This window comes from Candidatus Chlorobium masyuteum, from assembly GCF_011601315.1.
Taxonomy (GTDB): Bacteria; Bacteroidota; Chlorobiia; order Chlorobiales; family Chlorobiaceae; genus Chlorobium; species Chlorobium masyuteum.
Map to the genome: position 1 here is coordinate 523,209 of NZ_JAAORA010000001.1, position 13,006 is coordinate 536,214.

26 protein-coding genes and 1 tRNA gene are annotated in these 13,006 nt (G+C 46.5%); all 27 read right to left on the reverse strand.

The window, feature by feature from the left end:
• Positions 1-23: 23 nt before the first annotated feature.
• Positions 24-635 carry a 30S ribosomal protein S4 gene (gene rpsD / locus G9409_RS02325; RefSeq protein ID WP_076793027.1) on the reverse strand — a complete coding sequence of 204 codons (612 nt, stop codon included), beginning with the start codon at positions 633-635 and terminating at the stop codon, positions 24-26.
• A gap of 37 nt (positions 636-672) precedes the next feature.
• Entirely contained in the window at positions 673-1,056 is a 384-nt protein-coding gene (gene rpsK, locus G9409_RS02330; protein WP_006366575.1) for a 30S ribosomal protein S11, read from the reverse strand.
• Positions 1,057-1,100: 44 nt separating this feature from the next.
• The gene (gene rpsM, locus G9409_RS02335; protein ID WP_006366574.1) at positions 1,101-1,478 is read right to left on the reverse strand and encodes a 30S ribosomal protein S13; all 378 of its coding nucleotides are present in this window, start codon (positions 1,476-1,478) and stop codon (positions 1,101-1,103) included.
• A 33-nt stretch (positions 1,479-1,511) separates the two neighbouring features.
• Positions 1,512-1,628 (reverse strand): 50S ribosomal protein L36, encoded by a 117-nt coding sequence (gene rpmJ / locus G9409_RS02340; RefSeq protein WP_010933819.1) that lies wholly within the window; start codon positions 1,626-1,628, stop codon positions 1,512-1,514.
• A gap of 108 nt (positions 1,629-1,736) precedes the next feature.
• On the reverse strand, positions 1,737-1,955 hold the full coding sequence (gene infA / locus G9409_RS02345; protein ID WP_006366573.1) for a translation initiation factor IF-1: 219 nt from the start codon (positions 1,953-1,955) through the stop codon (positions 1,737-1,739).
• Between the two features lie 35 nt (positions 1,956-1,990).
• On the reverse strand, positions 1,991-2,788 hold the full coding sequence (gene map / locus G9409_RS02350) for a type I methionyl aminopeptidase (protein ID WP_166807244.1): 798 nt from the start codon (positions 2,786-2,788) through the stop codon (positions 1,991-1,993).
• A 14-nt stretch (positions 2,789-2,802) separates the two neighbouring features.
• Complete coding sequence (gene secY / locus G9409_RS02355) at positions 2,803-4,134, reverse strand: preprotein translocase subunit SecY (RefSeq protein WP_166807245.1); 1,332 nt, start codon at positions 4,132-4,134, stop codon at positions 2,803-2,805.
• An 18-nt stretch (positions 4,135-4,152) separates the two neighbouring features.
• Complete coding sequence (rplO, locus tag G9409_RS02360) at positions 4,153-4,710, reverse strand: 50S ribosomal protein L15 (RefSeq protein ID WP_166807246.1); 558 nt, start codon at positions 4,708-4,710, stop codon at positions 4,153-4,155.
• Between the two features lie 33 nt (positions 4,711-4,743).
• Positions 4,744-4,929: a 50S ribosomal protein L30 gene (gene rpmD, locus G9409_RS02365; RefSeq protein ID WP_006366569.1), complete on the reverse strand. Its 186-nt coding sequence runs from the start codon at positions 4,927-4,929 to the stop codon at positions 4,744-4,746.
• Positions 4,930-4,945: 16 nt separating this feature from the next.
• Positions 4,946-5,464, reverse strand: a complete 519-nt coding sequence (gene rpsE / locus G9409_RS02370; protein WP_006366568.1) for a 30S ribosomal protein S5 — start codon at positions 5,462-5,464, stop codon at positions 4,946-4,948.
• 22 nt (positions 5,465-5,486) lie between these two features.
• Positions 5,487-5,846, reverse strand: coding sequence for a 50S ribosomal protein L18 (gene rplR, locus G9409_RS02375; protein WP_166807247.1), 360 nt, complete (start codon positions 5,844-5,846; stop codon positions 5,487-5,489).
• 57 nt (positions 5,847-5,903) lie between these two features.
• A complete protein-coding gene (gene rplF, locus G9409_RS02380) occupies positions 5,904-6,443 on the reverse strand; it encodes a 50S ribosomal protein L6 (protein ID WP_006366566.1) in 540 nt (179 codons plus the stop codon).
• Positions 6,444-6,471: 28 nt separating this feature from the next.
• Positions 6,472-6,867: a 30S ribosomal protein S8 gene (gene rpsH, locus G9409_RS02385; protein WP_006366565.1), complete on the reverse strand. Its 396-nt coding sequence runs from the start codon at positions 6,865-6,867 to the stop codon at positions 6,472-6,474.
• A gap of 63 nt (positions 6,868-6,930) precedes the next feature.
• Entirely contained in the window at positions 6,931-7,200 is a 270-nt protein-coding gene (rpsN, locus tag G9409_RS02390) for a 30S ribosomal protein S14 (RefSeq protein WP_006366564.1), read from the reverse strand.
• Between the two features lie 16 nt (positions 7,201-7,216).
• Complete coding sequence (rplE, locus tag G9409_RS02395) at positions 7,217-7,804, reverse strand: 50S ribosomal protein L5 (protein ID WP_166807248.1); 588 nt, start codon at positions 7,802-7,804, stop codon at positions 7,217-7,219.
• A gap of 57 nt (positions 7,805-7,861) precedes the next feature.
• Positions 7,862-8,104, reverse strand: a complete 243-nt coding sequence (gene rplX, locus G9409_RS02400; RefSeq protein WP_006366562.1) for a 50S ribosomal protein L24 — start codon at positions 8,102-8,104, stop codon at positions 7,862-7,864.
• 34 nt (positions 8,105-8,138) lie between these two features.
• Positions 8,139-8,211: transfer RNA gene (locus G9409_RS02405), tRNA-Gly, on the reverse strand.
• Positions 8,212-8,221: 10 nt separating this feature from the next.
• On the reverse strand, positions 8,222-8,590 hold the full coding sequence (gene rplN / locus G9409_RS02410) for a 50S ribosomal protein L14 (RefSeq protein WP_006366561.1): 369 nt from the start codon (positions 8,588-8,590) through the stop codon (positions 8,222-8,224).
• 38 nt (positions 8,591-8,628) lie between these two features.
• The gene (rpsQ, locus tag G9409_RS02415; RefSeq protein ID WP_233120986.1) at positions 8,629-8,928 is read right to left on the reverse strand and encodes a 30S ribosomal protein S17; all 300 of its coding nucleotides are present in this window, start codon (positions 8,926-8,928) and stop codon (positions 8,629-8,631) included.
• A gap of 32 nt (positions 8,929-8,960) precedes the next feature.
• Positions 8,961-9,167 (reverse strand): 50S ribosomal protein L29, encoded by a 207-nt coding sequence (gene rpmC / locus G9409_RS02420; RefSeq protein ID WP_166807249.1) that lies wholly within the window; start codon positions 9,165-9,167, stop codon positions 8,961-8,963.
• 34 nt (positions 9,168-9,201) lie between these two features.
• Entirely contained in the window at positions 9,202-9,621 is a 420-nt protein-coding gene (gene rplP, locus G9409_RS02425) for a 50S ribosomal protein L16 (RefSeq protein WP_006366558.1), read from the reverse strand.
• 42 nt (positions 9,622-9,663) lie between these two features.
• Entirely contained in the window at positions 9,664-10,419 is a 756-nt protein-coding gene (gene rpsC, locus G9409_RS02430; protein WP_006366557.1) for a 30S ribosomal protein S3, read from the reverse strand.
• A gap of 15 nt (positions 10,420-10,434) precedes the next feature.
• Positions 10,435-10,794, reverse strand: coding sequence for a 50S ribosomal protein L22 (rplV, locus tag G9409_RS02435; RefSeq protein ID WP_076793015.1), 360 nt, complete (start codon positions 10,792-10,794; stop codon positions 10,435-10,437).
• A gap of 30 nt (positions 10,795-10,824) precedes the next feature.
• The gene (gene rpsS / locus G9409_RS02440; RefSeq protein ID WP_076793013.1) at positions 10,825-11,124 is read right to left on the reverse strand and encodes a 30S ribosomal protein S19; all 300 of its coding nucleotides are present in this window, start codon (positions 11,122-11,124) and stop codon (positions 10,825-10,827) included.
• Between the two features lie 33 nt (positions 11,125-11,157).
• On the reverse strand, positions 11,158-11,997 hold the full coding sequence (rplB, locus tag G9409_RS02445; protein WP_076793011.1) for a 50S ribosomal protein L2: 840 nt from the start codon (positions 11,995-11,997) through the stop codon (positions 11,158-11,160).
• 31 nt (positions 11,998-12,028) lie between these two features.
• Complete coding sequence (gene rplW / locus G9409_RS02450; RefSeq protein WP_166807250.1) at positions 12,029-12,340, reverse strand: 50S ribosomal protein L23; 312 nt, start codon at positions 12,338-12,340, stop codon at positions 12,029-12,031.
• A 31-nt stretch (positions 12,341-12,371) separates the two neighbouring features.
• Positions 12,372-12,998, reverse strand: coding sequence for a 50S ribosomal protein L4 (rplD, locus tag G9409_RS02455; RefSeq protein ID WP_166807251.1), 627 nt, complete (start codon positions 12,996-12,998; stop codon positions 12,372-12,374).
• Positions 12,999-13,006: the final 8 nt, after the last annotated feature.

Sequence of the window (13,006 nt, forward strand, 5' to 3'; positions counted from 1 at the left end):
TTATACCTTTGAATTCGTTAAAATCACTTGGAATACAGCTCAACCACCAACTGTTCGTTATAGGGCTCCTGTATTTCCACTCTCTCTGGTATGCTCAGGAACACCGACTTCTGATTAGCCTTGTCTACCTGTATCCATGTTGGAATACGTGACTCCGGTGCTTTATTGAGCGAATCCGTTACGGCATCCATATTCTTGCTTCTCTGACGGAATTCAATCAAATCGCCGGGCGAGACAAGATAGGACGGTATGTTCACCTTCTTGCCGTTAATCAAAAGATGGCCATGTGTCACAAGCTGACGCGCACCTGCTCGGGAAGGAGCAAATCCGCTACGGAATACAACGTTATCAAAACGTCTTTCAATAAGCTTGACAAGGTTATCACCGGTTACACCTCTCTGTGATGCCGCCTTCATGAAGTAATTGCGGAACTGCTTCTCAAGAATTCCGTAAATATACTTCATCTTCTGCTTTTCTCTAAGCTGCAGAGCATACTCAGATACTTTCCCTTTCCGGGACTGACCGTGCTGTCCTGGAGGAAACGGACGTCTTTCGAGATATTTTTCAGCCTTGGGTGTAAGTGCTACTCCCAACCTGCGTGATACTTTTGTTATCGAACCTCTGAATCTTGCCATATCAATTGCTTCATTGAAATTCTATGAATATATAAAATCAGACCCTTCTGCGTTTGGGAGGCCGACATCCATTATGAGGAAGCGGAGTGATATCCTTGATGGTACGCACATCAAGACCTGCTCCCTGTAACGCTCTGATCGCTGCATCACGTCCGGCACCCGGGCCTTTGATAAAGACATTGACATGCCTCATACCAAGGTCATAAGCTTCCTTTGCTGCGGCTTCCGATGTAATCTGGGATGCATAAGGGGTATTCTTTTTTGACCCTTTGAACCCGTTCTTACCGGCACTCGACCAGGAAACGGTGTTGCCCTGAAGATCGGTAATGGTTACCATAATATTATTAAAAGATGCCTTGATGTGTACGGCGCCTTCCGGGGTAACCTTGACTTTCTTTTTCTTCCTGCTTATTGTAGCCATGAACTTACATTCTTTAGTCTCGAAGATTTATTGCCTGAACTCTACTACTTCTTGGCCGCCTTTTTCTTGCCGGCTACGGTCTTGCGCTTACCTTTTCTGGTCCTTGCATTTGTGGACGTTCTCTGACCGCGAACAGGCAACGAACGACGATGACGCAGACCACGGTAACAACCGATATCCATAAGGCGCTTTACAGCGAGCTGCTGCTCACCGCGAGCCTGCCCTTCTACCTTGTAACTCTCAGCAATAATTTCTCTTATCGCATGCGCTTCTTCATCATTCAGCTCAGAGATCTTGCGGTCAGGAGCAATACCTGCTCTCTGCAAAATGTTCTCCGCTGACACTCTCCCTATACCATAAACGTGCGTTAAAGCGATAACCGCATGTTTGTTTAACGGCAAATTTACCCCAGCTATCCTCATATGCTCTTTAAAGTTCTATTGTTTTTCTGAAGATCAACCCTGGCGCTGCTTATGGCTTGGATTCACTTTGCAAATCACAAATCTCTTACCTTTGCGCTTGATAATGCGGCAGTGCTCGCAACGTTTCTTAATAGAAGAATATATTTTCATAATAAATCCGAAATGCAATAATTAATCCGACTATCCGAAATCTGAAAAGGCATGTAATGTAAATAATAAAGATCAAAGAATCAACATCAAGATCACTTATTTCGGCACTTATTTGTATCGATAGGTGATCCGTCCTTTTGATATATCGTATGGAGATATCTGTACTTTCACCTTGTCACCGGGCAGAATCCTGATATAGTGCATCCTGATTTTTCCGGAAACATGCGCCAGGACTTCAAGACTGTTTTCAAGCTTTACCTTGAACTGCGCATTTGGAAGCGCCTCCAGAATTACGCCTTCAATCTCTATTGCTTCTTCCTTGGCCAAATTATTCTCTCCTTTGTTCTGTTCTGTTTTTTGCCTCAAGCCTCTTCAGCATTGAGAAAAGTGCGGGTCAGCACTTCTGCTTTTCCCGGCCTGACAACTATCGTATGTTCAAAATGTGCTGCGTGCTTTCCATCCTCTGTCACAGCAACCCATCCACCCCTGCGGCTGACAGCTTTGCGTGACCGGCCGAGGGCGATCATCGGTTCAATAGCCAGTGTCATGCCTTCACGAAGCGGCACTCCGGTATGCTTCTTTCCATAATTCGGTACAGCCGGATCCTCGTGCAATTCACTGCCAATGCCGTGCCCGACCATATTCTCTATAACACTGAACCCGAATGAACGGGCATAATCCTCAATAGCTGATGAGATATCATGAAGACGGTTACCCGTTACTGCCATGGCAATCCCCCGTTCAAGGCACTCCCTGGTAACATCTACAAGCTGCTGTACCTTCTCGTCAATAACGCCAAGCACAAATGTTCTTGCGGCATCTCCGTGATAGCCACCCTTATAGGCACCACAGTCAACCGAGACAATATCACCCTCCCTTACTACACGCTTCTGGCTTGGTACTCCGTGAACAACCTCTTCATTGATCGATACACAAAGCGTTGCCGGATAGGGGGTCACATCGGGATCGCCTTTCGGAGCATAATTGAGAAAGCTTGGCACTCCATTATGATCCCTGATAAACTCCTCCGCCATAGCATCAAGCTGCTTGGTGGTCATTCCCGGCTGTATTTCCCGCTCAAGAAGATCAAGAGCTTTTGCCACAAGGGCTCCGGACTCTCTCATCAACTCAATTTCGCGTTCGCTTTTAATCGTGATCATATAGTATATCGGGCTTACCTGCCCTGTCGTCCGCGGGTTTTACCTGACTTCATGAAGCCGTCATAATGACGCATGAGCAGATGGCTTTCAACCTGCTGGAGAGTATCAAGTCCGACACCGACAATAATCAAAAGACTTGTACCGCCGAAAAACTGTGCGAATCCGGGTGTCACGTTACCGAACTTTGTAAGAAAAGTCGGAAGAATAGCGATAATTGCAAGCGATATGGCACCAGGCAGAGTAATACGGGTGAGGATATTATCAATAAACTCAGCCGTGCCTTTTCCGGGCCGTACACCGGGAATGAAACCTCCCTGGCGACGCATGGTATCGGCAACCTCCTTGGGGTTGAACGCTATAGCTGTATAAAAATAGGTAAAGAAAACAATCATGGTACCAAACATGAGTGCATACCACCAGGAATCATAGGCAAATACCGTGGCAATTTTCTGCATGACCTCACTGTCAGGAAAGAAAGAGACAAAGGTTCCGGGAAGGAACATAATCGACTGGGCGAAAATGATCGGCATGACTCCGGCGGTATTGATCCTCATGGGTATATACTGTGTGCTTCCGCCATAAACCTTGCGCCCGACAACACGCTTTGCATGCTGAACAGGAATGCGCCGGGTTCCAACGGTAAGGACAACAACAAAAGCCACGATGGCGGCCATCATGGCAAGAATGATGATTTCAATAATCCAGTTCTTGCTTCCGAGCGATACTGAACGGAACTCTGCAACAAGCGCTTGTGGAAATCTGGCAAGAATACCGATCATGATAATGAGCGATATGCCGTTACCAATACCACGTTCAGTAATCTTCTCACCGAGCCACATCACAAAAACCGTTGCTGATGTAAGAAGAATAACTGCGGTTATGGTAAAGAAAATACCGGGATCCGGAACAACTATCTTTCCGAATGATGACGGACTGGAGAGGCTCACGCTGACACCCCATGACTGAAGTGCTGCAATCAGAACTGTGCCGTATCTTGTCATCTGGCTGATTTTCTGGCGCCCATCCTCTCCCTCTTTCTGCAGTTTCTGGAAATAAGGGGTAACCGCACCGAGAAGCTGAACAATAATCGATGCTGAAATGTACGGCATAATGCCGAGAGAGAAGATCGATGCCCTTGCGAAAGCACCGCCTACAAAAAGATCAAAGAGTCCGAAGAGATCGTTGGAGTGGGCTTGTGATGCGCCTGATACAGCAGACGCATCTACACCGGGAATAGTAATGTGAGATCCAAGCCTGTAAACAAATAACAGAAGAAGCGTATAAAGGATCCTCTGACGAAGTTCAGGGATTTTATTTATGTTGCTTATACTTTCAGTAAGCTTCATAGCGGCCTTTTAACAGATTCAGGGCTTTGTGGATTTTTTGGCTCTCTTGACCAGCTTAGCCTTTGGTTTCAAGAGGGCATCTTCTACCGAAAGATCCCTGACTTTTGATGCTTCTTCAAGGGTACGGAATGCCTTTACCGCTTTACCGCCGGCGGCCGTTATTTTTTCCTCTGCACTTTTGCTGAAAGCATGTGCAGTGATAGTAACAGCACTGGTCAGTTCTCCATTTCCGAGAATCTTGAAATAATCTGCGTTGCTGGCATGAAGAAGTGCCTTGAGATCAAGGACGGTAATCTCTTTTTCGATGAGACCGTCTTCAATCCATTTATTAATCTGGGTAAGATTGACCGTACTGACCGGCTTTCTGTCTATCGGTGTGAAGCCGAATTTAGGCAGCCTGCGATAGACAGGTACCTGTCCACCCTCCATAATCGGTCTTTTGTAGCCGCTTCTGGCCTGCTGACCCTTGTTACCTTTGCCCGCTGTAGTTCCATTACCTGAACCCTGACCGCGGCCGACACGTTTAGTTGCTTTAACAGCGCCACCTTTTGCTGGACGAAGTGAGCTTAAATCCATGGTTTCAATTCCCGACTTGCTATTAGTAAAATCTTAGACTTCTTCAACCTTCACAAGGTGCTGAACAACCCTGATCTGTCCTCTTGTGCAGGGATTATCCTGCCGGTCTACATGGTAGTTTGGTCTGCCAAGTCCAAGTGCCTTGATGGTAGCCTTCTGCTTTTTGGTACCACCGATAATGCTGCGCACCTGGGTAATCTTTATTTTTTTCTCACTCATGATCACACTCTTTCGTTTAGCTTTCAAAAACCTCTTTCAGGCTCTTTGACCGTCTCTCTCCAACATCATAAGCATCAGATATACTCTGCAAGCCCAGGATTGCTGCTTTAACCACGTTGTGGGGGTTCGATGAACCAAGCGATTTGGTCAGAATATCATGGATACCAGCCATTTCAAGAACAGCTCTTACTGCTCCACCGGCAATAAGACCGGTACCGGGTGTTGCCGGCTTCATGAGTACCTTGGCAGATCCGTACTTGGCAATGATCTGATGAGGTATTGTTCCCTTGACAATCGGCACCTTGATGACATTTTTCTTGCCATCCTCAACACCTTTTGCAATTGCATCCTGAACTTCATTAGCCTTTCCAAGCCCGTAGCCTACATGTCCCTCTTTATCACCAACGACAACAATTGCATTGAATCCGAAGCGTTTACCGCCTTTCACAACTTTTGCAGTCCTGTTGATATGTACCAGCTTCTCTTTCAGATTTAACTCACCGGGTCTGATACTCTTAGCAGATGTTTTCGCCATTTACCTATCTCTTTGAAAGTTTTTAAAAGATCAGTCCTGCTTCTCTCGCACCATCAGCCAACGCTTTGACTCTGCCGTGATAACGAAAACCATTCCTGTCAAACACTACATTTGTTATTCCTGCTGCGAGCGCTTTCTCTCCGATCTGCTTTCCGATGGTGCGGCAGCGGTCAGACTTGGAGCCCTGCAACTCTTTGTTCTCCTTCGACAAGGTTGAAACGGCCACCAGGGTTTTGCCGTTCACATCGTCTATCAACTGTGCGTATATCTGGGAAAGGCTACGGTAGACACAAAGTCTCGGCTTTGCCTGTGATCCCTGGACACTGCTTCTGCTTCTGTCCTTGATTTTCTGCCTCCGGGAGGCTTTATCGATTTGACTCATTCTCTTGAACCGTTGTATAATGTTATTGCGTAAATTCCTGAACGCTTCATTCAACCCTTACTTGCCTGCAGCCTTTCCTTCCTTGCGGCGAATCACTTCCCCTTCATACTTGATACCCTTGCCGCGATATGGCTCCGGCTTCCTGAATGAGCGGATCTTGGCAGCAATCTGACCTACAAGAGCTTTATCAATACCACTGATAAGAATGGTTGTCTGATCCGGCACCTCAATTTTGATCTCGTCAGGAGCCTTGAAATAGATCATGTGTGAATAGCCAAGTGTGAGAGCAAGAAGATCGTTCTTCAGTTCCGCACGGTATCCTACACCTGATATTTCAAGCTTCCTCGTAAAGCCTTTGGTCACACCATCGATCATGTTGCTGATCAGCTGGCGATAAAGACCATGCTGTGCCTTGGCCTTCTTGCTCTCATCAATGCGCTGAACTGTAACAATACCGCCATCCTGTGTAACGATAACCTGATCGGTAAGCTGCTGTTCAAGAGCACCTTTCGGTCCTGATACCCTGACGCTTGACTCACTGATCTCTATCTTCGCCTGATTGCTCAGGGGTATTGGCATTTTTCCTATTCTTGACATGGTATTCTAATGCTCTTTGACTTATGAATTAATAGATACGGAACAGGATTTCACCACCAACACCCTGTACACGAGCCTCTTTATCAGTGATAACACCTTTCGATGATGAAAGGATGTAGAGTCCAAGACCGCCAAGATATTTTTTGATATCCTTTCCGTCATAGACACGACGACCCGGCTTGCTGACCCTCGTAATTTCCTTGATCGCCGGATCACCTTGAGCAGTGTACTTCAGGTCAACACGGATAAAAGGAAACTTTTCAGCGGTAATAACCGTGAAGTTCTTGATGTATCCTTTTTCAAGAAGCAGTTGCGAGATATTCTCTCTAAGCTTCGAATACGGGATATCGGTCGTTTTATTTTTTGCTCTCCCCGCATTTCTGATCCGGGTGATATAATCTGCTACAGAATCCGTTACAGGCATAGCTAACGTTGGTTACTTTCGAAAATGATCAAATACCTTACTTTTTAAAACAGTCCGGCTGATTTACCAGCTTGCTTTTTTAACACCCGGCAGCTTTCCTTCAAGAGCGAACTTGCGGAACATATGCCGGCACAATCCATACTTCTCATATACACCTCTTCCACGGCCGGTAAGCACACAACGGTTACGAACCCTGGTAGCAGAACTGTCTCTCGGCAGTTTGCGAAGAGCTTCGTAATCACCGGCTTTCAGCAGCTCTTCACGAAGAACAGCATACTTCTCCACAAGCCTTTTCCTCTTTTCGTTCCTTGCTATAACGCTTTTCTTGGCCATCTGATTTCTGAATTATTTAGTTGTTCTTCTTTTTGAATGGCATTCCAAGTTCCGAAAGCAGCACGTAAGCCTCTTCGTCTGAAGCGGCTGAAGTGACAAAGCTGATATCCATTCCGGATATTCTCGGTACTTTATCTATGTCTATTTCCGGAAAAATAATCTGCTCGCGAACACCGATGGTGTAATTGCCACGACCATCAAAACTGGTATCGCTCAGACCGCGGAAATCGCGGATCCTCGGAACGGCAAGACTGACAAAACGGTCGAAGAACTCATACATGGCCTTACGACGAAGTGTAACACGGCATCCGATAGCCTGTCCTTCACGAAGCTTGAAGTTGGATATTGCTTTTCTCGATTTACGGACCTGCGGTTTCTGTCCGGTAATCTGGGCAAGCTCCTGGATAGCGATTTCGAGCAGCTTCGGCTCGGAGGCAGCTTCACCAACACCGATGTTGATTGAGATTTTTTTAAGCCTCGGTACTCTCATGACATTCTTGTACTCAAAGCGCTCGATAAGCTTTGGAGTAACTTTTTCCTTGTAGAAGGTCTCAAGCCTTGCTAATGAAGATCCTTCCGGTGTCGTCTCTTTGTTCTGGGCCATCGTATTCTTTATCTGTTTACCAGGATGGTCTTGGTCATCCTGTCTTTAGTGGAAAACTTAACTTTTCTTCACGTTGGAAGCATGAATCGGAAACTCTCTCTCGATAATTGCACCCTGCGGGTTTGACTGGGTCGGACGCGTATGGCGCTTGCGGATATTTACCCCTTCAACAATCACACGGGTTTTCAACGGGTAAACTTTCAGAATCTTTCCGCTCTTTCCTTTATCGTTGCCGCTGATAACGACGACTGTGTCGTTCTTTCTGACATGCAGCTTAACCTTTTTAATCCCTGTTTTCATTTTTCACTTATATGATTGTATTCATAAAATCCTGAGCGGGAGACGAGACTCGAACTCGCGACCAACAGCTTGGAAGGCTGTGACTCTACCAACTGAGTTACTCCCGCCTGTGACACATCAGAGAACCTCTGGTGCCAGCGAAACGATCTTCATATACTTTCTGTCGCGAAGCTCTCTTGCAACAGGTCCGAAGATACGGGTACCTCTTGGCTCCCCCTGCGCATTGAGAAGAACAACAGCATTTTCGTCAAAACGGATATACGATCCATCCTTTCTTCTCTGTTCCTTGACGCAGCGTACGACAACAGCCTTGCAGACATCTTTCTTTTTAACTACACCACCAGGCACAGCTGCTTTGACCGATACGATAATCTGATCACCCAATGAGGCATATCGCCTCCCGGTTCCGCCGAATACATGAATGCAACGAACCTTCTTGGCTCCGCTGTTATCGGCAACAACCAGATTTGTTTCTTTCTGGATCATCCTGTTTCAAACTTTGTTAAATGTATAAAAATCGACTCTTACCTGGCTTTTTCGATAATCTCAACCAAACGGCAGCTCTTTCTCTTGCTGAGCGGACGGCACTCGACAACCTTTACAAGATCACCGATTCCAGCTTCATTCTTCTCATCATGAGCCATGAGTCTGGTGGTTTTCTTGAAATATTTCTTGTAAACCGGATGCTGAACCCTGCGCTCGACAACAACGACAATAGCCTTGTCCATCTTGTCACTGACAACCTTGCCTAACCAGCTCTTTTTTCTTCCCCTTACCGCAGCATTCTGTTCCATAGATGCACTGCCTGTTTTATTTTCTTCCATGTAAGTAAACAGTTTTTTGGTTTGCCTTGCCCTCAACCCTTGACCGCTTCAGCGGATGCGAGTTGATGAAGCCGGGTTTTCATGCGCGCAATATCCCGCTTGGAATTGCGGAAAACCATCGGATTCTGCGGCTGCTCAATAACCTTATAAAAATTGATATCAGCGACCCGGTCTTCAAGCTCTTTGATCCTGTCGACCAGCTCCTGCTTGCCTAATGCCGCAATTTCATACTTTTTCATAATATGTAACCCTCTTGTCGAATTAGTTGCTCGGTTAATCTTCGTAATCAGGACGGACAATAAACTTCGTCTTGATCGGCAATTTCTGTGCTGCAAGTCTGAAAGCCTCGGTTGCTACCTCTCTTGGTACACCATCAGCTTCAAACATGATTCTGCCTGGCTTGACAACCGCTACCCAGAACTCGGGCGAACCTTTACCGGAACCCATTCGGGTTTCAGCAGCTTTCTTGGTTACCGGTTTATCAGGGAAAATTCTGATCCAGATTTTACCATCCCTCTTCATGAATCTGGTCATTGCCACACGTGCAGCTTCAATCTGACGGCTGGTAATCCAAGCGGACTCAATAGCCTTTAAACCGAAAGAACCGAAAGTTACCAATGTTCCTCTGCCGGAATTGCCCTTCATCCGGCCTCTCATTGTCTTTCTATATTTGACTCTCTTTGGCATTAACATACCGGCGACTCCATTCGTTTTCTGATTTGTTGGTACTTGTAATTATGCTCGCTTGGTGCGACGACGGCGTTTACTGTTACGACCATCGCGATTTCTTGCACCGGCATCATTGCGTCTCTCCTTGATTCTCTTCAGCTCATCCTCTTCAATAGCATCAATACGCTGAACAAGTACCTCACCTTTATAAACCCAGACCTTTATACCGATGGTACCGGCAATGGTATGTGCAGTGACACTTGCATAATCAACATTGGCACGAATAGTATGGAGCGGAATCTTGCCTTCCTTGTACTGCTCAGCACGGGCAATTTCAGCACCGCCAAGACGCCCTGCACAACGGATTCTGACTCCTTCAGCTCCGGAACGCATAGCCTGCTGTATAGCCTGTTTCATCGCCCTTCTGAAAGAGACACGGTTTTCAAGCTGATAGGCAATGTTGTCGCCGATAAGCTGTGCTTCGATCTCGGGCTTGACGACTTCAACAACATCAATTTTCACCTCTTTACCGGTGATACGGCTCAGTTCCTGTGAGAGATTATTGATCTCTTCGCCTTTTCTTCCAACCACTGCACCCGGACGGGCTGCATAGATATTGATCTTGACATGCTTTGTCGTTCTCTCTATAACGATACGGGCAATACCGGCTCTCTCTCTTTTCAGTCTTGCAATAACATAGTTACGGATAACATGATCCTGTTTGATCTTTTCAGATATAACAGGGCTGTCATCATACCAGCGTGAGGTCCAGTCCCTTATAATTCCAAGCCTGAATCCAGTAGGATTAACTTTCTGACCCAATGCGCTCTCCTTATTTTATTTAGTTACTGGATTTTTAACCTTATCAATGACAATCGTCAGATGATTCGATCTTTTGCGAATCCTGTATGCCCGGCCCATAGGAGCTGGAAGCATTCTTTTCAGTGTCGTTCCCTGATCAACAAATATAGCCTTGACGAATAGCTCCTGATCACTGACCCGCTCATCGGGATTCAGCTGCGCATAATTTGCAACGGCTGACTTGAGCGTCTGCATGAGATTGCGTGACGCCGACTTTGTTGAGTTGAGCAGAATGGCCTTTGCCAGATCGACCTGCTTGCCTCGAACAAGACCAGCCACAAGACGCATCTTTCTTGGCGATGTTGGCGTGTGCCGTAAAATTGCTTTAGCTTCCATTATAATCTTTACCCTTTCGCGTTATTCAATTTATTTTTTCCTTGGAGCCGAGCCGCCTTTTTCAGCCTTACCACCACCAGCATGGCCGCGAAACGTTCTTGTCGGGGAAAACTCTCCAAGCTTATGACCTACCATATTATCACCAACGTAGACCGGGACATGACTTTTGCCGTTGTGTACAGCAATCGTGTGACCTACAAAATCAGGCGAAATCATTGTACTTCTGGACCAGGTTTTGACAACCTTCTTTTCTCCCTTGCTGTTCATGTCAAGGATCCGTTTTTCCAGTTTTATATCAATGAACGGTCCCTTTTTAAGTGATCTTGGCATAGTTCCTCTGCTTGTTGTTATTAACCCCTATAGTTATTTGGCGTTTCTGCCGCGTACAATCAATTTCTGTGAAGCCTTCTTCTTGTTTCTGGTCTTGAGACCCTTGGCAAGCTGACCCCATGGTGACTTCGGATGCTTGCGTCCACCACCCGACTTCGACTTTCCTTCACCACCACCCATCGGATGATCGACCGGGTTCATAGCCATACCTCTTGTCTGCGGGCGAATTCCAAGCCAGCGACTTCTTCCTGCCTTACCGAGAACAATGTTCTCATGATCGGCATTTCCAAGCACACCAATGGTTGCACGACACTCAACCCTGAGCTTGCGGATTTCACCGGAAGGAAGCTTCAGTGTGACATAATCGCCTTCACGGGCAGCAAGTACGGCAAATCCACCTGCCGAACGAACAATCTGACCGCCCTTTCCAGCCTTCATCTCAATATTATGAATATCAGTACCAAGCGGTATGTTTTTCAGCGGCATGGTGTTTCCGGTCTTGATTTCGACCTTCTCTCCGCTCTCCACCTTGTCACCGACATTCAAACCTTTCGGGGCGAGAATATAACGTTTTTCTCCATCAATGTAATGCAATAATGCAATTCTTGATGAACGATTCGGATCATACTCAATAGCAGCAACGGTTGCAGGTACGCCATCCTTGTTGCGTTTGAAATCGATAATCCTGTAATGGCGTTTATGTCCGCCGCCTCTATGCCTTGAGGTTTTGCGTCCCGCAGCATTACGTCCGCCGGATTTCTTTAAGGGCACAAGCAGGCTTTTTTCAGGCGTGCTTTTTGTGATTTCATCGAATGCAGGGTATGACATAAACCTTGACCCTGGCGTGACCGGCGCTAATTTCCTTATAGCCATTTGAATGTATGATCTATCCTTTTATTGATTTCTATCCTTCGCTCTTCTGGGTCGTACCAGAGTAATAATCGATCGACTGTCCTTTTGCAAGTGTAATGATTGCCTTCTTCCAGTCACTCTTCTTACCGGAAACAACACCTTTTCTTGTGTTCTGACGACGTGACTTGCCAAGGCAGTAGACCGTGCGAACTGATTTTACGTCTACTCCAAACTTCTGCTCTACCGCAATCTTGATATCTGTTTTATCAGCATCCGGCTTGACAACAAAAACATACTGTCCTTTCTTCTCGGTCAATCCAGTACTTTTTTCAGTCAACCACGGGCGCAACAACGGGTTTTTCATCTCTTTAACTCCTTTTTCTGGAAACTGCAGGTTACCCTAAAGTGTCTTCTATTGTTTTCAACGCGGCCTTCTGAACCAGTACGGTCTGGCTGTGCAGTATATCGTACGTTGAAGCCTTGTCGGCTGTCATGATATTAAGTACCTCTATATTTCTTCCGGAGCGAGCAATGATCATATCATATTCCGGAGTAAGCAGCAGGGTTTTCTTCTCGGCAAGACCGAGATTTTTCAGTATCTGTGCAAACGGCTTTGTTTTAATGTGGTCGAATTTGAAATCTTCGACAACAACGATCTTTCCGTCTTTGGCCTTGGCACTCAATGCGGACCGACGGGCAAGAAGCTTTACCTTCTTGTTTACCTTCTGATCGTATCCATGGGGAGTTGGTCCAAAGATGGTACCGCCGCCGCTGTTGAGTGGCGAACGGGTAGAACCCTGACGAGCATTACCGGTCCCTTTCTGACGTAACGGCTTTCTGCCGCCGCCTCTTACTTCAGCCCGGGTTTTCGACTTGTGGGTACCCTGGCGTCTGTTTGCGAGAATCGACTTGACGTCAAGATAGATCGCATGTTCTGATACTTCAGCGCCGAATATATCGTCACGGAGCGTTACCACTTCCCCGGTTTCAGTACCGCCGGTATTTAAGACTTTAAGTTCCATAGCTACGA

Excerpts from the sequence above, each read along its gene's own strand:
- rpsD (WP_076793027.1), bottom strand. The coding sequence starts at position 635 with ATGGCAAGATTCAGAGGTTCGATAACAAAAGTATCACGCAGGTTGGGA.
- rplN (WP_006366561.1), bottom strand. The coding sequence starts at position 8,590 with ATGATCCAGAAAGAAACAAATCTGGTTGTTGCCGATAACAGCGGAGCC.
- map (WP_166807244.1), bottom strand. The coding sequence starts at position 2,788 with ATGATCACGATTAAAAGCGAACGCGAAATTGAGTTGATGAGAGAGTCC.
- rpsS (WP_076793013.1), bottom strand. The coding sequence starts at position 11,124 with ATGCCAAGATCACTTAAAAAGGGACCGTTCATTGATATAAAACTGGAA.
- rplB (WP_076793011.1), bottom strand. The coding sequence starts at position 11,997 with ATGGCTATAAGGAAATTAGCGCCGGTCACGCCAGGGTCAAGGTTTATG.
- rpsN (WP_006366564.1), bottom strand. The coding sequence starts at position 7,200 with ATGGCCAAGAAAAGCGTTATAGCAAGGAACGAAAAGAGGAAAAGGCTT.
- rpsH (WP_006366565.1), bottom strand. The coding sequence starts at position 6,867 with ATGCCTGTAACGGATTCTGTAGCAGATTATATCACCCGGATCAGAAAT.
- rplF (WP_006366566.1), bottom strand. The coding sequence starts at position 6,443 with ATGTCAAGAATAGGAAAAATGCCAATACCCCTGAGCAATCAGGCGAAG.
- rplR (WP_166807247.1), bottom strand. The coding sequence starts at position 5,846 with ATGAGTCAAATCGATAAAGCCTCCCGGAGGCAGAAAATCAAGGACAGA.
- rplD (WP_166807251.1), bottom strand. The coding sequence starts at position 12,998 with ATGGAACTTAAAGTCTTAAATACCGGCGGTACTGAAACCGGGGAAGTG.
- rpmJ (WP_010933819.1), bottom strand. The coding sequence starts at position 1,628 with ATGAAAATATATTCTTCTATTAAGAAACGTTGCGAGCACTGCCGCATT.
- rplP (WP_006366558.1), bottom strand. The coding sequence starts at position 9,621 with ATGTTAATGCCAAAGAGAGTCAAATATAGAAAGACAATGAGAGGCCGG.
- rplX (WP_006366562.1), bottom strand. The coding sequence starts at position 8,104 with ATGAAAACAGGGATTAAAAAGGTTAAGCTGCATGTCAGAAAGAACGAC.
- rplE (WP_166807248.1), bottom strand. The coding sequence starts at position 7,804 with ATGGCCCAGAACAAAGAGACGACACCGGAAGGATCTTCATTAGCAAGG.
- rpsQ (WP_233120986.1), bottom strand. The coding sequence starts at position 8,928 with ATGGAAGAAAATAAAACAGGCAGTGCATCTATGGAACAGAATGCTGCG.
- rpmD (WP_006366569.1), bottom strand. The coding sequence starts at position 4,929 with ATGAGTGAGAAAAAAATAAAGATTACCCAGGTGCGCAGCATTATCGGT.
- rpsM (WP_006366574.1), bottom strand. The coding sequence starts at position 1,478 with ATGAGGATAGCTGGGGTAAATTTGCCGTTAAACAAACATGCGGTTATC.
- rpmC (WP_166807249.1), bottom strand. The coding sequence starts at position 9,167 with ATGAAAAAGTATGAAATTGCGGCATTAGGCAAGCAGGAGCTGGTCGAC.
- rplW (WP_166807250.1), bottom strand. The coding sequence starts at position 12,340 with ATGAAAAACCCGTTGTTGCGCCCGTGGTTGACTGAAAAAAGTACTGGA.
- rplV (WP_076793015.1), bottom strand. The coding sequence starts at position 10,794 with ATGGAAGCTAAAGCAATTTTACGGCACACGCCAACATCGCCAAGAAAG.
- rplO (WP_166807246.1), bottom strand. The coding sequence starts at position 4,710 with ATGGATTTAAGCTCACTTCGTCCAGCAAAAGGTGGCGCTGTTAAAGCA.
- rpsK (WP_006366575.1), bottom strand. The coding sequence starts at position 1,056 with ATGGCTACAATAAGCAGGAAGAAAAAGAAAGTCAAGGTTACCCCGGAA.
- rpsE (WP_006366568.1), bottom strand. The coding sequence starts at position 5,464 with ATGGCGAAAACATCTGCTAAGAGTATCAGACCCGGTGAGTTAAATCTG.
- secY (WP_166807245.1), bottom strand. The coding sequence starts at position 4,134 with ATGAAGCTTACTGAAAGTATAAGCAACATAAATAAAATCCCTGAACTT.